The sequence below is a fragment of the Mycobacteriales bacterium genome, from assembly GCA_030697205.1.
GTDB lineage: Bacteria > Actinomycetota > Actinomycetes > Mycobacteriales > SCTD01 > JAUYQP01.
The window spans coordinates 22,800-44,613 of record JAUYQP010000024.1 but is presented as its reverse complement, the minus strand read 5'-3'; the positions used below and the strand labels follow the sequence as shown (position 1 = coordinate 44,613).

Annotated in this window: 21 protein-coding genes; 4 read left to right on the top strand and 17 right to left on the bottom strand. The window is 72.0% G+C overall.

The window, feature by feature from the left end; translation table 11 throughout:
* Positions 1-24 precede the first annotated feature (24 nt).
* The gene (locus Q8R60_07945; protein MDP3712400.1) at positions 25-885 is read right to left on the bottom strand and encodes a 3-methyladenine DNA glycosylase; all 861 of its coding nucleotides are present in this window, start codon (positions 883-885) and stop codon (positions 25-27) included.
* A gap of 31 nt (positions 886-916) precedes the next feature.
* On the opposite strand from Q8R60_07945, the gene Q8R60_07940 reads away from it, so the two are divergent.
* Complete coding sequence (locus Q8R60_07940) at positions 917-2,032, top strand: PLP-dependent cysteine synthase family protein (protein ID MDP3712399.1); 1,116 nt, start codon at positions 917-919, stop codon at positions 2,030-2,032.
* Between the two features lie 6 nt (positions 2,033-2,038).
* Here the strand turns inward: Q8R60_07940 and Q8R60_07935 are convergent, their stop codons facing one another.
* From Q8R60_07935 to Q8R60_07915, 5 genes are all read right to left on the bottom strand, one after another.
* The gene (locus tag Q8R60_07935) at positions 2,039-2,212 is read right to left on the bottom strand and encodes a hypothetical protein (protein ID MDP3712398.1); all 174 of its coding nucleotides are present in this window, start codon (positions 2,210-2,212) and stop codon (positions 2,039-2,041) included.
* 59 nt (positions 2,213-2,271) lie between these two features.
* A complete protein-coding gene (locus Q8R60_07930) occupies positions 2,272-3,813 on the bottom strand; it encodes a diguanylate cyclase (protein ID MDP3712397.1) in 1,542 nt (513 codons plus the stop codon).
* Positions 3,814-3,940: 127 nt separating this feature from the next.
* Positions 3,941-4,825: a universal stress protein gene (locus tag Q8R60_07925; protein ID MDP3712396.1), complete on the bottom strand. Its 885-nt coding sequence runs from the start codon at positions 4,823-4,825 to the stop codon at positions 3,941-3,943.
* A 109-nt stretch (positions 4,826-4,934) separates the two neighbouring features.
* Entirely contained in the window at positions 4,935-6,062 is a 1,128-nt protein-coding gene (locus Q8R60_07920) for an acyl-CoA desaturase (protein MDP3712395.1), read from the bottom strand.
* 15 nt (positions 6,063-6,077) lie between these two features.
* Positions 6,078-7,148, bottom strand: coding sequence for a ferredoxin reductase (locus tag Q8R60_07915; GenBank protein MDP3712394.1), 1,071 nt, complete (start codon positions 7,146-7,148; stop codon positions 6,078-6,080).
* 85 nt (positions 7,149-7,233) lie between these two features.
* On the opposite strand from Q8R60_07915, the gene Q8R60_07910 reads away from it, so the two are divergent.
* Complete coding sequence (locus tag Q8R60_07910) at positions 7,234-8,385, top strand: helix-turn-helix domain-containing protein (protein ID MDP3712393.1); 1,152 nt, start codon at positions 7,234-7,236, stop codon at positions 8,383-8,385.
* Positions 8,386-8,418: 33 nt separating this feature from the next.
* On the opposite strand, the gene Q8R60_07905 is transcribed toward Q8R60_07910, so the two are convergent.
* The 11 genes from Q8R60_07905 to Q8R60_07855 all read right to left on the bottom strand — a co-directional run bounded on the left by Q8R60_07905 (position 8,419) and on the right by Q8R60_07855 (position 18,831).
* Entirely contained in the window at positions 8,419-9,621 is a 1,203-nt protein-coding gene (locus tag Q8R60_07905) for a PP2C family protein-serine/threonine phosphatase (GenBank protein ID MDP3712392.1), read from the bottom strand.
* Positions 9,622-9,696: 75 nt separating this feature from the next.
* Complete coding sequence (locus tag Q8R60_07900) at positions 9,697-10,737, bottom strand: EAL domain-containing protein (GenBank protein MDP3712391.1); 1,041 nt, start codon at positions 10,735-10,737, stop codon at positions 9,697-9,699.
* Positions 10,734-12,224, bottom strand: coding sequence for a bifunctional diguanylate cyclase/phosphodiesterase (locus tag Q8R60_07895; GenBank protein MDP3712390.1), 1,491 nt, complete (start codon positions 12,222-12,224; stop codon positions 10,734-10,736). The genes Q8R60_07900 and Q8R60_07895 overlap by 4 nt, the downstream gene beginning before the upstream one ends.
* Positions 12,221-12,934 carry a response regulator gene (locus Q8R60_07890; GenBank protein ID MDP3712389.1) on the bottom strand — a complete coding sequence of 238 codons (714 nt, stop codon included), beginning with the start codon at positions 12,932-12,934 and terminating at the stop codon, positions 12,221-12,223. Before Q8R60_07890 ends, Q8R60_07895 begins: the two co-directional genes overlap by 4 nt.
* Positions 12,935-13,132: 198 nt before the next feature.
* Positions 13,133-13,876 (bottom strand): GAF and ANTAR domain-containing protein, encoded by a 744-nt coding sequence (locus tag Q8R60_07885; GenBank protein MDP3712388.1) that lies wholly within the window; start codon positions 13,874-13,876, stop codon positions 13,133-13,135.
* 338 nt (positions 13,877-14,214) lie between these two features.
* Positions 14,215-14,994 (bottom strand): methyltransferase domain-containing protein, encoded by a 780-nt coding sequence (locus Q8R60_07880; protein MDP3712387.1) that lies wholly within the window; start codon positions 14,992-14,994, stop codon positions 14,215-14,217.
* On the bottom strand, positions 14,991-15,707 hold the full coding sequence (locus Q8R60_07875; GenBank protein ID MDP3712386.1) for a hypothetical protein: 717 nt from the start codon (positions 15,705-15,707) through the stop codon (positions 14,991-14,993). Before Q8R60_07875 ends, Q8R60_07880 begins: the two co-directional genes overlap by 4 nt.
* Before the next feature lie 10 nt (positions 15,708-15,717).
* Positions 15,718-16,080 carry a DsrE family protein gene (locus Q8R60_07870; protein ID MDP3712385.1) on the bottom strand — a complete coding sequence of 121 codons (363 nt, stop codon included), beginning with the start codon at positions 16,078-16,080 and terminating at the stop codon, positions 15,718-15,720.
* A 41-nt stretch (positions 16,081-16,121) separates the two neighbouring features.
* Positions 16,122-16,538: a nuclear transport factor 2 family protein gene (locus tag Q8R60_07865; GenBank protein ID MDP3712384.1), complete on the bottom strand. Its 417-nt coding sequence runs from the start codon at positions 16,536-16,538 to the stop codon at positions 16,122-16,124.
* Positions 16,539-16,600: 62 nt separating this feature from the next.
* The gene (locus Q8R60_07860) at positions 16,601-18,145 is read right to left on the bottom strand and encodes an HD domain-containing phosphohydrolase (GenBank protein ID MDP3712383.1); all 1,545 of its coding nucleotides are present in this window, start codon (positions 18,143-18,145) and stop codon (positions 16,601-16,603) included.
* A gap of 17 nt (positions 18,146-18,162) precedes the next feature.
* Complete coding sequence (locus Q8R60_07855) at positions 18,163-18,831, bottom strand: metalloregulator ArsR/SmtB family transcription factor (GenBank protein MDP3712382.1); 669 nt, start codon at positions 18,829-18,831, stop codon at positions 18,163-18,165.
* Positions 18,832-18,974: 143 nt separating this feature from the next.
* Here Q8R60_07855 and Q8R60_07850 point away from each other — a divergent pair, with 143 nt between their 5' ends.
* Both Q8R60_07850 and Q8R60_07845 read left to right on the top strand, forming a co-directional pair.
* Positions 18,975-20,333 (top strand): rhodanese-like domain-containing protein, encoded by a 1,359-nt coding sequence (locus Q8R60_07850; protein ID MDP3712381.1) that lies wholly within the window; start codon positions 18,975-18,977, stop codon positions 20,331-20,333.
* Positions 20,330-21,613 (top strand): MFS transporter, encoded by a 1,284-nt coding sequence (locus Q8R60_07845; GenBank protein ID MDP3712380.1) that lies wholly within the window; start codon positions 20,330-20,332, stop codon positions 21,611-21,613. The genes Q8R60_07850 and Q8R60_07845 overlap by 4 nt, the downstream gene beginning before the upstream one ends.
* The last annotated feature ends 201 nt before the right edge of the window (positions 21,614-21,814 follow it).

Below are 21,814 nucleotides of genomic sequence, written 5' to 3'. Positions count from 1 at the left end.
GCGCGGGGGCGTGGGGCTTCCGGGTCAGGCGGCAGGCAGGCGGCGCGCGGCCGCGACGAGGCGCTCGCGCAGCACGGCGGCCTCGGCGGCAAAGGCGCGCTGCTGCTCGGCGTAGTCCCTGCGTCCGTCGACGGTCTCGACCGCGATGGCCGACAGGCCGAGGCCGCTCACGTCGTAGGGCGAGGCCCGCATGTCGAGCACCCGCACGCGACGGGCCAGCTCGAAGCAGTCGGCGACGAGGTCGGACGCGACCCACGGCCACAACGCGGCGGCGTGGGCGTAGAGGTCCATGTTGGCGTGCAGGCAGCCACCCTGCTCGTGGTCGAGACGGCCGTCGCGGTCGAGCTGCGCGCTGTTGCGCGGGACCGCCTCGGGGGTGAAGAACCGGAACGCGTCGAAGTGCGTGCAGGTCAGCGGCAGCTCCTCGACCACGGCCGCGGTGCCGGCGGCGCCGAGCCGCAGCGGCAGCTGCGCGTGCCGCACCTCGGCGGGGTCCTGGCGGTAGACCATCGCCCACTCGTGCAGGCCGGAGCACCCGAAGCGCGGCGGCCGCGACGCGACCGCCGCGGACAGCGCGACTACCCAGCGCGCCCGGGCGTCGACCTTCGGGGGCACGCCGCCGAGCACCGCCCCGCCGGGCAGCTCCCCGTCGGGCACCGCCTCCCAGTGCTGGTCGGGCTCCCGACCCTCGAGGACCACACCCGGGCCCGGGCTCCAGCGCCGCAGCCGCCCCGGCCGGTGGGAGTAGTAGGTGAACAGGAAGTCCTCGACCGGGTGCTTCTCACGTCGCCGCGCCCGGTCGAGCACCGGTCCGGTCCAGGCATCGACCCGCTGCTCGTGCGCGGCCTCCAGGGCGCGCCAGGTCGCCTCGTCGAGCCTCGTCACCCCTCCAGGCTAGGGCTGCGATGCTGCCGGCATGAGCGGCATCGAGGACACCCGGCGGCCGACCGATCGCGACTGGGTCGCCGAGGCCGTGCGTCGCCTCGAGGCCGACGCCGACCGCAGCGCCGACACCCACCTGCACCTGCTGCCGCTGCCGACGGCCTGGGACGTCGACGTCTACCTCAAGGACGAGTCGTCGCACCCGACCGGCTCGCTCAAGCACCGGCTGGCGCGATCGCTCGTGCTCTACGGCCTGGTCAACGGCTGGATCCACGAGGGCACGACGCTGGTCGAGGCGTCGTCCGGATCGACCGCGGTGAGCGAGGCCCACTTCGCGCGCCTGCTGGGCCTGCCGTTCGTCGCGGTGCTCCCCCGGTCGACGTCGCCGGAGAAGGTGCAGCTCATCGAGTTCGCCGGCGGGACCTGCCGATTCGTCGACGACCCCACGACCCTCTACGCCGAGGCCGCGCGCGTCGCGGCCGACGTCGGTGGCCACTACCTCGACCAGTTCACCTACGCCGAGCGGGCGACCGACTGGCGCGGCAACAACAACATCGCGGAGAGCGTCTTCGACCAGCTGCGCTCCGAGCGGCACCCCGTCCCCACCTGGGTCGTCGTCGGCGCCGGCACCGGTGGGACGTCGGCGACCTTCGGCCGCTTCGTGCGCTACCGCCGACTGCCCACGCAGGTCTGCGTCGTCGACCCGGAGGGCTCGGCGTTCTACCCGGGCTGGGTCAGCGGCTCGTCGGCCGCGACCGGCACTGCCTCGCGCATCGAGGGCATCGGTCGACCGCGGGTCGAGGCGTCGTTCGTCCCCGGCGCCGTCGACCGGATGCTGCGGGTGCCTGACGCCGCCTCCGTCGCCGCGGCCCGCTGGCTGCGCGAGCGCACCGGCTGGTCCGCCGGAGGCAGCACCGGCACCAACCTGGTCGGCGCGCTGCACCTCGTCGACGAGATGCGGCGCGAGGGGGTGGCCGGCAGCGTCGTCACCCTGCTGTGCGACCGCGGCGACCGCTACCTCGACACCGTCCACGACACGGGTGACCGCTCGGGCAGCGAGACCGGCAGCGAGACCAGCTCGTGGGCTGACCGGCAGGGCCTCGACCTCGCGCCCTGGCAGGACTGGCTCGCCGAGCGCACGACCGGGTAGGACCGGTCAGGCGCTGCGCCGGGCCGCACTGTCGGGCATCGGCTGCGACACCGGTCGGCGCATCCGCACCCCCCGTTGCCGGGTGCGCGCGGCGGCCGCGGCGCGCTCCGCAAGCAGCTCCTCGCGCCGTCGGGCGCGCTCGCGTCGAGTCGCCCGCTCCCCCGCCTCGTCCGCAGCCACGGGGACCTCCTGCCCAGCCGCACCCCGTCGTACGCCTGTGGAACGGCCGAACCTCGGCGTCATCGCCCCGCTGAGGGCAACGGCGCCTGGCGCCCACCCTCGGGCGCGTCCCGAGCGGCGCGCTTCACGGCGTACATGGCCGCGTCGGCGGCAGCGAGAAGCGCGGACGCGTCCGGGCCGTCGCTCACCGCGACCCCGACCGACGTGCGCACCCGCAGCGGTCCGCCCTCGACGCGCAGCGCGACGTCGGCGGTCGCCCGGATCCGAGCCTCCATCGCGCCCGCAGCCGACCGCGGCACGACCGCCCCGACGACGAACTCGTCCCCACCCATGCGCGCCACGAGGTCACCAGGTCGTGACGCGAGCTGGAGCCGCGTGGCGACCTCGACGAGGACAGCGTCGCCACCGGCGTGCCCGAGTCGGTCGTTGACGCTCTTGAAGTCGTCGACGTCGACGAAGGCGACCAGCAGGACGTGCTCGTCGGGTAGACCGGCCAGCGTCGACGCGAGCCAGGGCTCCACGACGCGCCGGGAGGAGCAGCCCGTCAACGGGTCGGTCTCGGCCAGCCGCACGGCCCGATCAGCCAGGGCGGTGGCCGCGGCGACCGCCCGGCCCCGCTCGACCTCCGCGGCGATGAGCCGACCGAACAGCTGCATCGTCGGCAGGTGGTCCTCGACGCGCTCTGCCGCCACGCGGTCCGCGGCGCAGAGGGTGCCGTAGAGCGTGCCGTCGGACAGGGTGATCGGCACGGAGAGGTAGACCTCGATCCCGAGCTCGGCCGCGGCCTGCGAGTCGCCCCAGACCTGCGAGACGGCGGTGGTGGAGGGACGACCCTCGTCGAGCGCGCGCTTGCAGAGCGTGTCGCCCCAGGGGACCTCGAGACCCTCCGGCAGGACCAGGCCGGGCCGCGTGTTGGTGCTGTAGCGGATCTCCTGCACGTCGCGGTCCTCGTGGATGACGGTGAGGTAGGTCGACCCGAGGCCGGTGAGCTCGTGCAGGGCGTCCAGCAGCGGGCGACTGAGGGTCTCGAGGTCGTCCGCGCGGAAGAGCACCTCGGCGAGACCCTGCAGGTCGGTGGCCGTCCGCGGGGCGGGGATCGACGTGCCGGCCGACCTGTCCAGCTCGAGCAGCCAGGGTGCTGCCGCGTCGGCGAGGGCCCGCAGCACGGGCACGTCGCTGGCCCGGAAGGCCTGCGGCGCCGGACCGACGGCACACAGCGTCCCGATCACGCGGTTGCCGTCGAGGACGACCACCCCCGCGTGACTGACGATGCCGAAAGCGGCTGTGGATCGGAGCACCTGCAGCTCCGGCTCCTGCGCGACGTCGGGGACCAGCAGCACGCCCTGCTCGACGACCCTGCCGCACCACGTCTCGTCGAGCGGCTCGGTGCGCCCCTCGACCCCGGGCACCGGCCCGCCGGACGCGGTCACCGCGACCCGCAGCGTCCGGGTGCCGTCGGCACCCAGCGTCGCGGCGAAGGCGAGCTCCAGACCGAGCTGCTCGCACAGCAGGAGCAGCAACTGGGCCAGCGCGCTGCGCGGCGGTCCCGGGACGGACCGCGCGAGCCGCTGGAGCGCTGGGGCGGGCCGCACCTCGGACACGACGGCAGTGTGCGGCGTGACCTGACCTTCCGTCAGCGAATCGGCGCGATCGGCAGGACGAACCAGGAGAAGGGACCAGAAGTCGCCTCGCACGACCATCGGCGGGCTGCTCGCGACTCCCTCCGCGTCAGTCGTGCTGTCGCACGACGACGACGGGGCACGAGGCGTGGTGCGCCACGTGGTTGCTCGTCGAGCCGAGCAGCCAGCCCGCCAGCGCACCGCGTCCCCGCGAGCCGACGACGAGCACGTCGTCGGGCTCCGCGAAGCGCGCGAGCTCCTCACCGGCGTGACCGACGAGGACCTCGGGGTGGACGGACGCCGACAGCACCGTCGCCGTGACCTCGTGGGCCTTTCTCGTCAGCTCGCTCAGCGCGGAGGCGTCGAGCGCGGCGGCGTCGGGCCAGCCCGGGCCACCCGGGTCGGACGGCATCCGCACCAGGACCGGGACGAGCCGGCGTCCGTGGCGCGCGGCGAACCCGGCCGCCCAGGCGAGCGCGTCGTCGGAGGCGCCGTCGCCGTCGACGCCGACGAGCACGCGGCCTGACGGTACGGCGCCCTCCCACGTGTCTGGGACCACAGCGACCGGGCAGTCAACGTGGTGCAGCGCGGCACTGACGACCGACCCGACGACCATCCGGGCCGCGGCGCTGCGCTGGTGGCGACCCAGCACGAGCAGCGACGCGGTGCGGGCCTGCTCCTCGATGACCTGTGCCGCGGGACCGCGCACCGCCACGGCGGACGCGTGCCCTGCCGCCGGTCCGCCGATACGGGCGGGGACGGGCACCAGCTCCTGGACTCGCGCGAGCCGGGCCTCGACGCCGCGTTGGATGCCGGGTGCGAGGTCGACGTCGACGACCACCGGCGGGTAGAGGCCGTAGCTGCCCGTGTACGGGAGCTGCCAGGCCTGCAGCGCGATGACGTCGACGTCGCGGGTGATCGACTCCTCGAGGGCGAACCTCAGCGCCGCGTCACCCGCGGGCGTGCCGTCGACTCCAGCCAGGACCTCGTGCATGGGGCACCTCCGTGATCGTCTGCGTCCGACAACCACTGTCTCGTCGGTGGCACTCGCTCCGACAGTGCCGAAGGTCCCGCCTCGACCAGGACCCCGCGCCGGACAGCGGTCAGGCCGCGAGCAGCTCCGGGCGCTCCTGCTCGACCTTCGCGACGACGTCGTTGGGCAGCGACAGCCGCACGACCTTCCACCACGCGCTGGCCAGCTGCGACAGGAACGGTCCTGAGACGTAGGTGAGGCCGTAGCGCTCGAAGACCTCCTGCACCTGCGGGGCGATCTCGGCGTACCTGTTGCTCGGCAGGTCCGGGAAGAGGTGGTGCTCGACCTGGAAGGACAGGTTGCCGGTCATGAGGTGCATGAGCGGCCCGCCGTCGATGTTGGCGGCGCCGAGCATCTGGCGGAGGTACCAGTCACCGCGGGTCTCGCCCTCGATCGAGGCCTTCTCGAAGACCTGCACCCCGGCCGGGAAGTGGCCGCACATGATGACCGAGTGCGTCCAGACGTTGCGGGCGAGGTTGGCGGTCGCGTTGGCGACCAGTGTCGGCACGAACGACGGGCCCGACAGCAGCGGGTGCACGACGTAGTCACGGGTGACCTGCTTGGCGATCTTGCGCAGGACGCCCTTGCCCTGGCGCAGGAAGTCCTTCTTGTCCTTGCGCCCGGCGAGGACCTTGCCGACCTCGAGGTCGTAGGCCGCGATGCCGTACTGGAAGATGACGGCGTTCACCGCGTTCCAGACCGGCTGCAGGAGGAAGAACTTCGTCCAGCGCTGGTCCTCGTCGACGCGCATGATGCCGTAGCCGAGGTCGTTGTCCTTGCCGAGCACGTTGGTGTAGGTGTGGTGCAGCTCGTTGTGCGAGTGCTTCCACATGTCCGACGGCGTCGCGTTGTCCCACTCCCACGTCGTGGAGTGGATCTTCGGGTCGCGCATCCAGTCCCACTGGCCGTGCATGACGTTGTGGCCGATCTCCATGTTCTCGAGGATCTTCGCGACCGACAGCCCGACGGTGCCGGCGACGAAGGCCGGCGGGAACAGCGAGGCCAGCAGCACCGCACGGCTTCCCAGCTCGAGCCGGCGCTGCGCGTCGATGACCTTGCGGATGTACGCCGCATCGCTCTCGCCGCGGGCGTCCAGCACGCGCTGGCGGATCGCGTCCATCTCCTTGCCGATCGCCTCGATGTCCTCGCGGCTCAGGTGGGCGACGGGGTTGTCGATCGTCTTCTGCATCGCGGTCATGGGGGGTCCCTCTCCTCAGGCCTCGAGCCGGCAGGCGCCGGCCGCGGCGGACACACAGGTCTGGACGAGCACGCCGTCACCGGCGGTGGTGGTCTCTCCGGTGCGCAGGTCGCGCACCGCGCCCTCGCGCAGCGGCAGGACGCAGCCGAAGCAGATGCCCATCCGGCACCCCGACGGCATGAGCACGCCGGCGGCCTCGCCGACGTCGAGCAGGGGGGTCGCGCCGTCGGCCTCGACGACGGTGTCGGAGCCGGCGCCCGTCCTCCCGAAGGACACGGTGCCGCCGTCGCCCGCGACGACCACGCTGGGCCGGAAGCGCTCGACGTGGAGCTGCTCGACGATGCCGCGGCGGTCCCACTCGGCCTCGATCGCGTCGAGCATCCCGACGGGGCCGCAGGCCCAGGTCTCGCGGTCGGCGAGGTCGGGCACGAGCTCGGCGAGCCGGTCGGTGGTGAGCATCCCGTCGGTGTCGGTGTGCAGCTCGACCAGGCGGATCCGGCCGGCGGCGGCGAGCCCGCGCAGCTCCTCGCCGAAGACGACGTCGTCGGCGGTCGGGGCGGAGTGGACGAGCACGACGTCGGGCAGCTCGTCGAGCGCGGCGCGGAGCATCCCCATCACGGGAGTGATGCCGCTGCCGGCGGTGACGAACAGCGCCTTGGCCGGGCGGGTCGCCGGCAGGACGAAGTCACCAGCGGCCTGGTCGAGGTGGAGCACGTCGCCGGGCTGGACGCGGGAGGTGATGTGGCCGCTGACCACGCCGTCCGGCAGCGACTTCACGGTGACGGTGATGAGGCCGTCGGGCCGCGGCGGCGAGGTGAGCGAGTAGGCGCGCCACAACCGGACGCCCTGCACGTCGACGCCGAGGCGGATCCACTGGCCGGCCGTGTGGCCCTGCCAGTCGCGGCCCGGCTTCAGCACGAGCGTGACGGCGTCGCGGGTCTCGGGCCGCACCTCGACGACCCGGGCGCGCAGGGTGTCGGAGCGCAGCGGAGCGAACAGGTCGAGGTAGTCGCTCGGCACCAAGGGGGTGGCCAGCGAGGACGCGAGTGACGACGCCATGCGGGTGAGGGTCGCGGTGACTGCCATGCACTGAGGATGACCGTTCCTGGCGGCTAGTCGCTTGGCCTGGCAGAGTGGTCTTGTCCCCGTTCTTTGTTCACAGGAGGTGAAGATGCCGTCCGCTCTGCCACCCGCCGTCCTCGCCGCGCTGCGCGAGGAGCTACCGCCCGTCGCGGGCCGGACCGTCGCCGCGGTCATCGCCGAGGTGCCGGAGTACGCCGACGCCTGGCAGGCCACGGGCACCGGCGGCGGGATGGCCACGACCATCACGCACGCCGTCGAGCTCGCCCTCGCCACCTTCCTGCGGCTCGCCGAGCGGCCCGACGAGGAGGACGGCCTGCTCGCGCCCGCGCTCGACGCGGCCTACGCGCTCGGCCGCGGCGAGGCCCGCGACACCCGCACCATGGAAGCGCTGCTGTCGGCCTACCGCGTCGGGTCGCGCGCGGCCTGGCGGGACTGGAGCGCCACCGCCGTCGCGGCGGGCGTGACGGCAGAGGCGGTGGCCGCCTTCGCCGAGCTGGTGTTCGCCTACATCGACTCGCTGTCCGCGGCGAGCGCCGCCGGCCACGCCGACGAGCTGGCCAAGAGCGGCCGCGTCCGCGAGAAGTACCTCGAGCGGCTCGCCACCGCGCTGCTCGCCGGCGACCCCGACGTCGAGCGCCTCGCCGAGCTCGCCCAGTGGTCCCCACCGGAGACGCTCACCGCCGTCGTCGTCCCGGCGGCACAGGCGCGCTCGGCCGCCGCCGCCCTCGACGGTCGCAGCCTCGCGCTGTCCGGCGACGTCGTCGGGCTGGCCGACCAGGCGGTGTGGCTCGCGGTCTCCCCCGGTCGGCCCGCGCTGCTGGCCACCCTGCGGCGTACTCCTGCGGTGGTCGGCCCGACGGTCCCGTGGGCCGCGGTCGCGGGGTCGTTCCAGCGCGCCGAGCGGGCGCTCGAGCTGCTGCCCGCGCCCGCCGCGGTGCTCGACACCGACGCGCACCTCGCCGCCCTCGTCGTCGGTGCGGACCCGTCGGCGCTGGCCGACCTGCGGGCGGCGGTCCTCGCGCCGATGGCCGACCTGCGGCCGGCTGCGGCGGAGCGACTCGAGGAGACGCTGCGCTCCTGGCTGCTGCACCAGGGCCGCCGCGAGGCCGTCGCCGCCGAGCTCCACGTGCACCCGCAGACGGTGCGCTACCGCGTGCAGCAGCTGCGCGAGCTCTACGGCGACGCGCTCACCGACCCCGCCTTCCTGCGCGACGCCGTCATCGCTCTCACGCCTCGCTGACGGAAGCCGGCCGACACCGGCTGTCGTCACCGGCTAGCGGCGCCACTCCAGCATGAGCAGGGTGGCGTCGTCGCTCAGCTGGCCCGCGTGGTGCGACAGCAGCTCGCGCACGACGCGGCGCATGGTCTCCGCCGTGTCGAGGCCACCGGCGAGCTGGACCCGGACGAGCTCGGCGAGCCGTTCGACGCCGAACAGCTCGCCGTCTGGGGCGCGGGCCTCGACGACACCGTCGGTGTAGAGCAGCACCATGTCGCCCGGCTCGAGCTGCTCCTCGCCGATCTCCCACGTCTCGTCGGCGAGGAGGTGGCCGAGGCCGAGCGGTGGTCGCGGCTCGGTGTCGAGCGCCTTGACGACCTTGCCGCCGCGCAGCAGCAGCGGCGGCGGGTGGCCGGCGTTGACCCAGTGCAGCAGGCCCGTCGTGGTGTCGAGGTCGGCCATGACGGCGGTGCTGAACAGCTCGCCGCCGAGCCCCTCGACGAGCGCCTCGTCGACGCTGTCGAGCACCTCCACGAGCCCCAGCCCGGCACGACGGGCACAGCGGTACGCCGCCACCGTGAAGACAGCGCACTGCGCGCTGTGCAGCCCGTGACCCATCCCGTCGAAGATCGCGACCTGCGTCCGCCCGGGGTCCACGGAGTAGTCGATGACGTCGCCCGCGACCTCGTAGCAGGGCTCGAGCGCCGCTGACACCGTCACCTGGGCGCCCGAGAACGACAGCGGCGGCAGCACCGAGTAGTGCAGCTCCGCCGCGACGCCGAGGTGGTGGCTGCGCCGAAGCCGCACGACGGTGTCGCCGTAGACGCTCTTGGCCTGCAGGAGCACGGCTGCAGCAGCGGCGAGGCGTTGCAGCGCCTCCACCTGCTCGTCGTCCGGGGGGTCAGCGACCACGGCGACGAGCACCCCCAGCCGGAGCGAGCCGATGCCGAGCGGCAGCCACACGCGGGTGCGGCCGTCGTCGGTGAGCTGCAGCTGCGGCTGGACCGTCTGGTAAGCCCGACCGGCGAGCGTGCCGTCGACACCGAGCACCGGCAGTGCCGCCTGCGCCGCTGTCGGTGTCGGATCCAGCAGCGGCTGGAGCACCCGCTGCTGGAGGTCGGTGACGTAGACCAGCACGTCGTCCGCACCGAGCTCGCGACCGCAGGCCGCGAACAGCCCAGCGAGGTCGTGGGGCGCGGCGACCTCTGCATCGCGCGCGAGCGACGCGAGCGCGTCGTCGGTCTCACCTGTGGACATCATCCGGGCCCACCCTACGCACGACGGTGCGCGACAGGGCTCACCGATCGTCCGGGTCCGGTGCCGCTCCGCGGTCGATCAGATGAGGCTCTCGCGTCCACGGAGCACGTGACTGACGCGCGCGCCGGTCCAGCGGACGCCGTCGCGGGTGCGCTGCCCGCGGCTGTTGAGGATGGCCGCCAGGGTGAGGGTGCTGGCGCCGTTGCGCCGCATGTCCAGCAGCTCGGGCAAGGTCAGGTGCGCGGGGGCCGTCTCCGGCACGCTGGTGCTGGCCGAGGAGGCGACGAGGCGCTCGGCGAGCCACCCGTCCAGCTGGCTGAGGGGCAGCGGTCCGGCCCACATCTCGCCCTGGCCCAGGGCGCAGCCCATCCGGGTGAGGGCCGACGCCTGCGCGGGGGTGTCGAGGTCCTCGGCGACGCACTCGATGCCCAGACTCGCGGCCAGGGCGAGTGTCGACCGCACGATGGCGCGGTTGGCCGGGTTGCTCGTGAGCCCGCGCGTGAACGTCCGGTCGATCTTGACCAGGGCGAGCGGGAGGTCGCGCAGCAGCAGCAGGCCGGCATGGCCGATGCCGTAGTCGTCGAGGGCCAGCCGCACACCGACGTCGTGCAGTGCCGTCAGGCACCTGCTCGCGGCATCGAGGTCGAGTCCGCGACCGCTGACCCGCAGGACGAGTCCGGTCGCCGGGGTGCTCGTGCTCTCCAGCACCTGGTTGATGCGCTCGGGCAGCGACGGGTCGAGGACCTGGTGCTCGGACAGGTCGACCGACACCGTCTGGCACAGCGGGTGTCTGTCCCGCAGGGCCTCCAGCGCGGAGCAGGCCTCGTACAGCACCCAGTTCGCGATGTCGGGAGCCCGGTCGCTGCTCTCAGCGAGGGCGAGCGACTGCACAGGCTGCAGGGCGCCGAGGCGCGGGTGCTCCCATCGCACGACTGCCTCGGCTCCGACGACCGCATCGGTCGTGAGCTGCACGACGGGCTGGTAGACCACCCGCAGCTGGCCGTTCTGCACGACGTACGTGCTCTCCCCCGCTCCGAGGAGAGCACCGTGGGCGTGGGGCGCCGGAGCCTCCGCCCGCGACACCTCGGGCTCGACGGCGCGGGTCGTTGCGCGGTTCACGACAGGCCCGCGACGGACCAGTCGGTGAGGCCTCGAAAGCCCGCCGAGGCCAGTGGCTGGTAGACCGGCGTCGCGCTGCGGTAGGCCGTGAAGGCGTCGGGGTCGAGAGGCCGGGAGAACAAGAAGCCCTGCGCCAGCTCACAGCCGAGCCCGAGCAGGTGGGCGAGCTGGGCGCCCGTCTCCACCCCCTCCGCCACCGTCGTCTTGTGCAGGCTCTGGGCGAGCCGGACGATCGCGGTCGTCACGGCCAGCTCCTCGCGACTGCTGGCGATCCCGTCGACGAAGGACTTGTCGATCTTCAGGACCTGGACGGGGATGCGTCGCAGCTCGTTCAGTGCGCTGTAGCCGGTCCCGAAGTCGTCGACGGCGATCCGACAGCCCACGGCGCGCAGGTCCTCGAGCTGCTGGGCGAGGTCGACGTCGCCCTCGACGAACGCCGTCTCGGTGATCTCCAGCAACAGCCGACCGGGAGCGATGCCGGTCCGGGAGGTGATCCTGCGGAGGGTGTCGGCGAGCTCCCCGTCGAGCTGGCGGCGCGAGACGTTGATCGCCATGTGCAGTCCCTGGCCACCGGTGTCGAGCGCGTCCCAGGCGGCCAGCTGCAGGCAGGCCTGCTCGAGCACCCACGCACCCAGCCGTCCGATGAGGCCGGCGCTCTCGGCCATCGGCACGAACACCGTCGGGCAGACCGCTCCGCGTGTCGGGTGCGTCCAGCGCATGAGCGCCTCGGCTCCGCAGGTGGCTCCGGTGCGGAGGTCGATGATCGGCTGGTAGACGAGGCTGAGCTGACCCTGGCCCAGGGCGGTCCGCAGGTCCCGTCCCAGTGCCTGCCGGTCCAGCAGCACCGTGTGCGTCGCGGCGTCGAAGACCACGACCCTGTCGCCGCCGGCCGCCTTGGCCACGCGCATGGCGACGTCTGCCTGCTGCAGGAAGGCGTCGTGGTCCTGCTCGTCATCGGCGTACACCACCCCGACGCTGGCGCTGACCACGACGCTGGAACCGCCCAGGTCGTACGGCGCCCGCAGCGCGGCGACGATCCGTTCGGACAGCTCGACGCAGTCCGAGAGCCGCGCAGACCCGGCGAGCACGATGAACTCGTCCCCACCAAGGCGTGCGACGACCTCGCCCGACCGGCACAGCGCGAGGAGCCGGGCGGCGACCTGGCGCAGCAGCTCATCGCCGCCGTGCTGGCCGTGGGAGTCGTTGACGGACGTGAAGCCGTCCACGTCCAGCAGGAGCGCACCGGCAGCCCGTCCTGGCACCCGCGTCCTGGCGAGCGCTCGCACGACGGCGTGGCGAAGGGCGACCCGGTCGTCCACACCCGTGAGCGAGTCCGTCCGGAACGGTCGTCCCCGCTCGGCCGTCAGGCGGAGCTGCCGGTCGTGCCGGCACTCCGCGGCGCCACCTGGCCCGCCGCGGGCCGGCCGCGGCAGGGTGTCGAGGAGACGTCGCAGGACGACGCGCGCAGGCAGGCTTGCCCCTCTCATGACGGCAGCAGCGCCCACGGCACCGGGAGGGCCCGCAGGACGTCCCCGAGGCCCTCGGCTCCGATCGGTTTGACGAGGTAGCCCGCGACGCCGAGGGCGTAGGCCCGTCCGATCCAGGCGACACCGGACTCCCCCGTCAGCATCACCACCGGCGTCTCCTTCAGGGCAGGCTGCGCGCGGATCCAGCGGAGGACCTCGAGCCCGTCGAGGTCTGGTAGGTGCCCGTCCAGGAGCACGAGCGCCGGCACCGTGCCCGCGGCGACCAGGGCGCTGAGGACCTCCAGCGCGAGCAGGCCCGTCGAGGCGACGACCTGCGGGTTCGCGACACCCAGTGCCTGCAGGTTCAGCTGTGCGAGCACCCGGCACGAGGTGTCGTCCTCGACGATGACCACGGGCGGCAGCGTCGACAGCTCCACCAGGCCGCCCGGCGCGCGCTCGACGGGGGCGACCGGTCCCTCGGTCGAGCAGGAGGCGACGAGCCGGAGGCACTCGTCGAAGCGCAGGAGGCGCTCCGCCCGGTCAGCCGCACCGACCATCGGGACCTCGGCCGCGCGCTCCTGCTGATTCGCAGCCAAGACCTCGGCGCACAACTGCGCCACGAGGTCGTGCAGGGCGGTCTCGAGGTCGGACACGGCCGGCAGCTCGGCCACCAGGGCAGTGAGGGAGTCGACCCGCGAGAGGGAGGTGACGATCAGGTCGCCAACGGTCATGGTCGTCCGCCCTTGGGCTGGAAGCGACGCGCGGCGCGAGGTCTGGACGGGCCACGAAGCTTGGTGACAAGCAAGTCAGGAGCCGGGTGCTACCTGGATCCTCTGCCTGAAAGCAGGCGAACCGGCTGCAGACAGTGGACATCAGGTGCATCGGCGCGTCAACGGACGACCTGGACCCGTCACACCCCCGAGGAGGAGTCAGGCTCGCGCCAGCTCGGTCCCGCGCAGCGCACCCGCGACCACGTCGGCGGCCACCGTGGAGAGCTTGAGGTTGTGGTCGCGGGCATAGCCGCGAAGCGCGTGGAAGGACTCCTCCACGCTCGTGCCGTTGCACTCCGCGACCATCCCCTTGGCCTGCTCGATGACCACGCGGGTCGTCAGCGCGCGCTGGAGCTGCTCGGCTACCTGCTGGCTCTGGTCCACGCTGCGCTGCTGCAGGAGGCCGATCGTGGCGATGTCGGCGAAGGCCTGGGCAAGGGCAATGTCACCTTCGAGCAGGGCCCGGGGACTGCTGTCGAAGAGGTTCAGCGTCCCGATCGTGGCGTCACGCAGCCTCATGGGCAGGGCCGTCACCGAGCGGAAGCCGCTCTTGACGGCCGCAGGCGCGAAGTTCGGCCACCGGGGCGATGCGTCACGCAGGTCAGGGCACGACACGGGCTCGCCCGTCCTGAAGCAGTCCAGGCAGGGTCCCTGGTCGGCCTGGATCTGGAACAGCTCGAGCAGCCGGGTCTCCTCCGTGCTCGAGGCGACCAGGACGAGGTTGCCCCGCTGGTCGTCGAGCAGGATGCCGACCGCACCGACCGAGCAGAGCTGGACGCAGGCCTGGGCCAGCCGGCCGAGCAGGTCCACAACGTCGTAGTCGTCCACGAGCGTGTCGGCGAGGTCCACGAAGGTCTCGGCGAGGGTCATCGAGACCTCGGAGGTGGGCGTGCGACTGCTCATGGGTCCTCGGTTCCTCAGGAGGACGCGCCTGCTGCCTCGATCATCCGCACTCTAGGCGCACGCCAGCCGGGCGTCACCAGGCGCGCGCCTGCCAAAGACCACCGCAAGCCCACCTTCACCGCCGAGCCTGCATGCCTCGTCGCAGGGAGCACCCGTGATGCCCGTGTACTAACCCAGGTTGGCGGCGACGCGCCAGGTTCGGCGCGACAGATTCCGGTCGGTGTCAGTGCTCGCACGAAGGCGAGGAAGCCTGGTCGACCGGACACCACACAGCCGGCATGCGCCGCAACCGACGGGCTTCGCCCGACCGCCGGTGAAGCTCGTTGGCGTCGGCTTGCTCAGGCTGGCTTGACCGCCATCAGGGAGATGCTCTTGACGCCGTAGGTCTGCGTGGCGCCCTGGGCCGAGTCGGACAGGAAGGCGTACGCCGGGTTGTCGCGCACCTCCTGCACGTGCAGCCCGGCGGCTTCGATCGCGGCGAGGTAGTCGTCGATCTGCGCTGCGCCACCGATGCAGGCGGCCCAGAGCTCGGCGCTGCACACGATCGCCTCGGTGAGGGGCCGTTCGGTGACGATGTCCGACAAGGCCAGCCGCCCACCAGGGACGAGCGCTCGCGCCACCGCCTGGAAGACAGCGGGCTTGTCGGCCGACAGGTTGACGACCCCGTTCGACACGACCGCGTCGAAGCAGCCATCAGGTACGGGTGGCTGCTCGATGTAGCCCTCGACGAAGCGGACCGTGGAAATGCCTGCGACTGCTCTGAGCCGCTCGGACTTTGCGAGCTGTTCGGGGGTCATGTCGACGCCGGTGACCGACCCGGTCGGTCCGACCAGGTGCGCGGTTGCGAAGGAGTCGGTGCCGGAACCGCTCCCGAGGTCGAGCACGCGTTGACCGGTGAGGTCGCCGAGCAGGTCCAGGTAGTAGCCGACGCCGGCAAAGGAGGCGAGGGAGGCTGCCGGGATCGCGTCGAGGAGCTCGCTGGGATAACCCAGCCGGGCTGCGAGAGGGCGGCCCATCTCGAAGTGGTACTGCTCCTCGGGGTGCTCCGCGACGTGCCGGTAGACGTCCTTGACGCGCCGCTCGAGGTCCGCGGTGTCGAGTTGCGCAGTCTTCGTCATCGTCGTACTCCTTTGCTGTTGGGGATCTCCCACGCGCCTTGGCCGATGGCGAGCACGCCACGGGCGGGGAGTGGGACCTGACCGATCTGGGGGTTGGGACTCACCCGGGTGGCGCAGCCGAGGTCGACGCCGTCGAGGACCGCGGAGGTTTCGTCGATGAAGTACATGCGCTGGGGCATCAGGACTCCCTCGTGACCGCTGGGCATCGTCCCCGACATCCGGATCTCCCCAAGGCCGAGCGCTCGCCGGGCCATCACTTCGCGAGCGTGCACGAGTCGTGGCGACCGCCAGGTGCTCAGCGGCAGCCGGGGGCTGATCGCGTTCATGGCCCGCAGCATCGGGGTCTCCAGAACCGTGAGCGTCCAGTCCACAGCTGGCTCGTCCACGGTGACGCGCAGCGAGGCGGGCCCGGTCCACTCGAGCTGGATCTGCGCGTATCCGACGTGTGCGCAGGCCGGGCCGTAGTACCGCGGACAGGCGGTGTCGACGCTTGGCCCGTCGACGTAGATGGACCACCGTCCTTCAGGGTCGCAGTGCCACAAGGTCCGGTACGGCGAGAAGTCGTTCTCCGGGAAGACCCGCAGGGCGAGGACGTTCCCGGAGTCGAACGGGAGCCCGAACACACCCCAGCCCTTGACGTACTCATGACCGGCCCAGGGCGGGTCACCCTGCCGTTCGGGCAAGGCACTGAGCGTCGCGGCGAGGTTGAGCACGAGAGGTCTCCTAGTAGCTGAAGGTGGTGGCGCCGTCGCCGATCCATTCCCACAGCTGCACCGTGCCGCCGAGCTTCGCGTTCGATACGAGGCCGTCTGGGTCGAGCTGCTTGGAGTTGAAGCAGATCGGGCAGACCAGCAGCTCCCCGCCGGCGGCCTCGTAGCGCTTCATCAGGTCGGGCAGGCTCGGGCAGCCGTCGCAGGCGGTGCCGATGGCGGTGCCCCCCAGGGCAAGTCGCACGGCCTCCTTCGTGAGGAAGGTGAGGGTGGGCCTGCCGCTCTCGGCGGCGCCGACGGCGACCAGCAACGCGATCATGACCTTCTCGGTGTCCTCGAGCCCGGTGGTGAGGCTGATGGCGGCCTTGTTGCTCATGTCGTACTTCCCTTCGTGAAGGTGGTGGAGTGAGGGCGAGGTCAGGCGTGGGTGTCGGGCTGGAAGCCGGAGCAGAGCAGGTCGATGGCTTCGATGCGGTCGCCGGCACGCAGGTAGGCCTGCTGCTCGATGACGTGCCAGGAGTCATCACCCCAGGGCGTCGGATGCAGCCGCAGCCGCCAGGAGACATGCACCCGGCCGCCGACCTCACCGACGGTGCCGTCGAGGACCTCGAACGCCTCCGCGGCGCCGAACCAGCAGCGGATGTTGTCGACGATCTGCGCGGCGCCCTCGCACTCGGTCAGACCGGGCGGGATCAGCGCTCTCATCGTGGCCTCGGGCGTGAAGCAGTCCGCCATCCGGTCGAAGTCGCGGACGGCCAGGGCCTCCAGGAACAGGCCTCCGACGGACCACGAAGGGGTTGCCGTCGCGCCCTTCGCTTCACCTGAACGAGTCATGCCTTCGTTCTACGGCGCACCCGGGCGGCGTCGCGTCGGGCGTTCGCCCGATCTTCGTGCGGTCAGTCCGAGATCTCGGCGACGGTGATCAGCCCGTGCCGCATCGCGAACAGCGCAGCGGCACCGCGGGAGGTCACGCCGATCTTGCCGTAGATGTGCTCGGCGTGGGTGTTGACCGTCTTGGCGGAGATGCTCAGCTCCTGGGCGATCTGCTGCTTGGTCCGGCCTCGCGCCAGCAGCACGAGGACCTCGACCTCGCGCGCAGTCAGGCCTGCCGGGTGCTCGGTCCTGCGCCGCACCCGGTGCCCGGCGGCGTCCAGCACCGCCCGCACGGCGTCACCGTCCAGACGGCCGGCAGTCACCTCGGCCGTGAGGATCTTCCGGGCCTCCTCGCGCGGCAGCGCGGCACGGTGGGGGCGAGGCTCCAGCAGCGCGTGGTAAACGTCGGCGGCGGCGATCACCCGGGCAGCCATCGGCAGGCCGTCGGCCGTCACTCCCGACGGGTACCCGGAGCCGTCCATCCGCTCGTGGTGCAGCGCAGCCAGCTGTCCGATGGCGCCGAGCGCAGCGGGCTTGGAGAAGGTGCGTGCTGTCAGGTACGGGTGGGTGCGGACGCGCTCTCGTTCGGCCTCGGTGAGCCGCCCGGGCTTGTCCAGGATCCCTGAGGCGACTCCGATCGTGCCGACGTCGTGCACCAGCCCCGCCCGCCGTACCAGTGTGACGTCGTCGACCGGCAGGCCGACGCTGGCGGCGGCTGCTGCGGCCAACAGGGCGACCCCGCGGGAGTGCCCGAGCGTGTACGGCGACTTGACGTCGGCGTAGTCGGCGAACGCCTCCAGCGCTACGTCGAGCTCGTCGTCGCTGAGCTGCCGTTGCAGCCCTTCGTGCCCGCCGATCAGCGTGTCCCAGCCGTCGAGCTCTTCCAGGGAGGCAAGAAGATCACCGCCGTGCGCGCAGAACCGGTCGACGAGCTCCGGGTCGAACTCGGTGCCCCGGCGGGAGTGCAGCATCTCGCAGGCAGCCTCGACGCCGCCGAGCCGGTGCAGCATCTCCACGTCGTTGGAGATGTGGACGATTCGCATGATGCGTGCGATCTCATCGCCGTGCAGTTGGGCCGGGGAACCCTTGCCGTCCCAGCGCTCGAACGCCTGCTGAAGCGGATCACGGACCTCCGCTCCCAGCCCCAGGCGCAACGACAGGTCGCCGGAGGCCTCGCAGTGCGAGGCCATCGAGGCACGTACCTCGTTCGACCCGCCGGCCAGGAACTTGCCGATCATCGTCAGTCGTCGGATCGGGGAGCTACCGCCGCCGACATGGCCGAGCATGAAGCGCATCATCGGCACCCCGGTCAGGTCGACCAGATAGCTGTCGGCACGCACCTTCATGTCGTCGCCGAACCACTTGCCCATCTCGTGCGCGTCCGCGACGCACCCGACCCAGGCGAGCAGTGACACGTAGAAGATCGCCGCCCGCTCGTCGTCGGACAGGTTCTCGAGCTCCGCGACCCGCATCGCGATCAGGGTCTGCCGGATGATGTGCTCCTGCGGCTGCCCCAGCCCCAGATCGGTCGCGAGCGACAGGGCAGCCACGAGCTCGGCCAGCCGCACTCCACCCGCAGCACCTGTCACAGCGCATCCGAGGCTGTGGGGAGCCCCGCACGTTCCCACTCCGGAAACCCGTCCACGAGCCGGCTGGCCCGGTAGCCCCGACGGCACAGGAGCCGCACCGCGTCGTCGGCGTAGACGCAGTAGGGACCGCGGCAGTACGCGACGACCTCGGTGTCCTTGGGGAGGTCCTTCAGTCGTCGGGCCAGGTCGGCCAGCGGAAGGGAACGCGCGCCGGCGATGTGCCCCGCCGCGTACTCCGGTGTCGGCCGGACGTCCAGCACGACCACGTCACCGGCTCGGAGCCTGCTGCGCAGCTCGGACTGGCCGATCGACTCCAGTCCGGCACGATCGCCCAGGTAGGCCTCGGCGAGCCGGTCCAGCTCGGCGACGTGCGCGGCAGCCACCTCACGCAGCCCCTGCCACAGGTCCCGCACCTGCGCGCTGGAAAGTGCGTAGTAGACCCGGGTGCCTTCCCTGCGGGTCGTGACCAGACCGGCGCGCAGGAGCTGCTGCAAGTGCTGCGAGGTGTTCGCGACGCTCTGCCCGATCTCGCCGGCCAGCTCCTCGACGGAACGCTCACCCTGCGCCAGCACGTCGACGAGCTCGGCGCGCCGTCCGTTGCCCAGCGCCTTGCCGACCAGCGCGAAGCCATCGAACAAGGCGTCCTTGGACGCTCGGTCACCCATCTTGCGCACCCGCCAGCACACAGCGACAGTATCCATTCAAACGAACACTTGACAATGGCCGAGGCCGTCGACGAACCTTCCTCAAGGGATCACTTGAGCATGTCCGGCACGTGCTCAGACCGCGGACGCGCCTTGGAGAGCTCGTGAAGAACAGCCCGCTGATCGTCCCCCTCGTCGACGAGGGGCTGGGCAACTCTGCGTACCTCGTCGACCTCGGCGATGGTCGTGCCCTGGCCGTCGACCCGTCCCGGGACCTGCGGTCGCTTCGCGAGGCTGCTGGCCTCCACAGCCTGACGGTGGCGTTCACTGCCGAGACGCACCTGCACGCGGACTTCCTCACCGGCTCGGTGCAGCTTGCCGCCGACCAGGGCGCCCAGGTTCTCGGCTCCGCGACCGGACATCGACGCTTCGATCACCGCGGGCTCGTCGAGGGCGATGAGGTCGACCTCGGCGGACTCACGCTGCGCGCCCTGGTCACTCCTGGCCACACGCCGGAGCACCTGTCCTATCTGCTGATGGATGGCTCGGAGCAGCTCGCAGTGTTCACCGGCGGGTCACTCATCGTCGGGGCGGCAGCCCGCACCGACCTCGCCGGCGCCGAGAACACCGAGGCACTCACCCGCGCGCAGTACCGCTCGCTGCACCGTCTCGTCGACGAGCTCGATGACGAGACAGCCGTGCTGCCCACCCATGGCGCCGGCTCGTTCTGCTCCGCCCCGCCCGGGGCGGCCCGGACCACCACGATCGGGGAGCAGAGGGCCACCAACCCGCTGCTCGCGGCTCCTGATGAGGACGCCTTCGTGCGGACCTTGCTCGACAGCCTCGGTTCGTACCCGGCGTACTTCGGGCGCCTTGGCGAGCTCAACCGGCGCGGCCCGGCCGTCCTGTCCGGCACACCGGGTCTGGCACCACTCACCGTCGAGCAGGTCGTAGGGCTGCAGGGTGAAGGCGCGCAGGTCATCGACGCTCGCCCCATCACCGAGTTCGCCGCCGGGCACGTACCCGGATCGTTGTCCATCGAGCTGCGCGCCGCGTTCGCGACCTGGCTCGGCTGGCTCACCGATCCCACCCGGCCGGTCGTCATCGTGCGCAACCCTGACCAGGACCCGGACGAGATCGTCTGGCAGGCCCTCAAGGTCGGCGTCGAGCAGCTCGCCGGCGAACTCGGCGGCGGCCTCGCAGCGTGGCAGGCCGCGGGCGGGACCGTGCGTTCGCTGCCGCTGATCGAGGCGGCGCACGCGGATCCGACACGGGTCGTCGACATCCGCCAACGCAACGAGTTTGCCGCCGGGCATCTCCCCGGGGCCCGCAACGCCGAGCTCGCCACCGTGAGCACCGCGGGACTGACGGGTCCGCTGCAGACCATCTGCGGCCACGGCGAACGCGCCGCGACAGCCGCGAGCCTGCTCGCTGCCAGCGGGTGCGAGGACGTCAGCATCGTCACCGGCGGCCCTGGCGACTGGTCCGCGGCGCACGGCGCGTCCCTCGAGGTCGGTCCGTGACGGTGTTGCACCAGCCGGCCGAGCGGGGCGGGATCCGGCTGGGCCTGAAGGAGAACCTGGCCCAGTTCAGCCTCCTCGTCGCCGTCAACGCCCTCGTCGGCGGCACGCTCGGCCAGGAGCGCACCGTCGTCCCACTGCTGGCCAAGCAGACCTTCGACCTCGACGGCTACAGCGCCGCCCTGACCTTCATCGTCGCCTTCGGACTGGTGAAGGCCGCCACCAACTTCTTCGCCGGCACCCTCTCCGACCGGTACGGCCGCAAGCCCGTGCTCGTCGCTGGCTGGCTGGTCGCGTTGCCCGTCCCGGCGCTGCTGATCTGGGCTCCCAGCTGGTGGTGGGTCATCGCCGCCAACGTGCTGCTCGGGATCAACCAGGGCCTGACCTGGTCCACCACCGTCATCATGAAGATCGACCTCGTGGGACCAGCCCGGCGCGGACTCGCGATGGGCTTCAACGAAGCCGCTGGCTACGGCGCGCTCGCCATCACCGCTTTGGCCACCGGCTGGCTCGCCCAGACCTACGGCCTGCGACCGGCGCCCTTCCTGCTGGGAGCCGCCTACATCGCCCTCGGCCTCGGCCTGTCCACTCTCGGCGTGAAGGAGACCCGCGGGCACGCCCTGCACGAAGCCGCCGCACACGTCACCACCAACAGCGACCTGCACGGCGAGCTCACCACCCGCGAGATCCTGATGCTCACCTCCCTCAAGGAGAAGGCCCTGTCGGCCGCCAGCCAGGCCGGCATGGTGAACAACCTCAACGACGGCCTCGCCTGGGGATTGTTCCCGCTGCTGTTCACCCAGCACGGCCTGACGATCAGCCAGGTCGGCGTCCTCGCCGCGCTCTACCCGGCCGTCTGGGGCATCGGGCAACTCATCACCGGCGGCCTGTCGGACCGGATCGGGCGCAAGTGGCTCATCGCCGCCGGCATGTGGGTCCAGGCATTGGCGCTTGGTCTGTACGCGCTCGGCAACACGTTCAGCACCTGGGCGGTCGCCGCCGTGCTTCTCGGCGCCGGCACCGCGATGGTCTACCCGACGCTGCTCGCCGCGATCGGCGACGTCGCCCACCCCGCCTGGCGGGCCCGATCCGTAGGCGTCTACCGGCTCTGGCGTGACGGTGGCTTCGCCGTCGGCGCAGTGCTCGCCGGCGTCCTCGCCGACGCCTATGGCATCCCGACCGCAGTCTGGGCGGTCGCCGCCATCACCGCTGCCTCCGGCGCTGTCGTCGCGGTGCGGATGTACGAGACCCACCGGCCTGTAGCCGCGACACAGTCGCCGTGACCGAAGCCGTGCTGAAGGCCACGTGTCCGTACGCCTGTTGGGACTGGTCCTGGACAGCCACGATCCCGAAGCCCTGCCCTCGTTCTGGGCCTACGCACGTCTGAGCCGTGTCGCACAATGCAGAGGGCCCCGCACAGTCGAACTGTGAGGGGCCCTCTGATATGTGTAGCGGGGGTAGGATTTGAACCTACGACCTCTGGG

Coding starts and splice junctions, on each gene's coding strand:
- Q8R60_07940 (MDP3712399.1), top strand. CDS start 917: ATGAGCGGCATCGAGGACACCCGGCGGCCGACCGATCGCGACTGGGTC.
- Q8R60_07925 (MDP3712396.1), bottom strand. CDS start 4,825: ATGCACGAGGTCCTGGCTGGAGTCGACGGCACGCCCGCGGGTGACGCG.
- Q8R60_07920 (MDP3712395.1), bottom strand. CDS start 6,062: ATGACCGCGATGCAGAAGACGATCGACAACCCCGTCGCCCACCTGAGC.
- Q8R60_07915 (MDP3712394.1), bottom strand. CDS start 7,148: ATGGCAGTCACCGCGACCCTCACCCGCATGGCGTCGTCACTCGCGTCC.
- Q8R60_07910 (MDP3712393.1), top strand. CDS start 7,234: ATGCCGTCCGCTCTGCCACCCGCCGTCCTCGCCGCGCTGCGCGAGGAG.
- Q8R60_07905 (MDP3712392.1), bottom strand. CDS start 9,621: ATGATGTCCACAGGTGAGACCGACGACGCGCTCGCGTCGCTCGCGCGC.
- Q8R60_07895 (MDP3712390.1), bottom strand. CDS start 12,224: ATGAGAGGGGCAAGCCTGCCTGCGCGCGTCGTCCTGCGACGTCTCCTC.
- Q8R60_07890 (MDP3712389.1), bottom strand. CDS start 12,934: ATGACCGTTGGCGACCTGATCGTCACCTCCCTCTCGCGGGTCGACTCC.
- Q8R60_07885 (MDP3712388.1), bottom strand. CDS start 13,876: ATGAGCAGTCGCACGCCCACCTCCGAGGTCTCGATGACCCTCGCCGAG.
- Q8R60_07880 (MDP3712387.1), bottom strand. CDS start 14,994: ATGACGAAGACTGCGCAACTCGACACCGCGGACCTCGAGCGGCGCGTC.
- Q8R60_07870 (MDP3712385.1), bottom strand. CDS start 16,080: ATGAGCAACAAGGCCGCCATCAGCCTCACCACCGGGCTCGAGGACACC.
- Q8R60_07865 (MDP3712384.1), bottom strand. CDS start 16,538: ATGACTCGTTCAGGTGAAGCGAAGGGCGCGACGGCAACCCCTTCGTGG.
- Q8R60_07855 (MDP3712382.1), bottom strand. CDS start 18,831: ATGGGTGACCGAGCGTCCAAGGACGCCTTGTTCGATGGCTTCGCGCTG.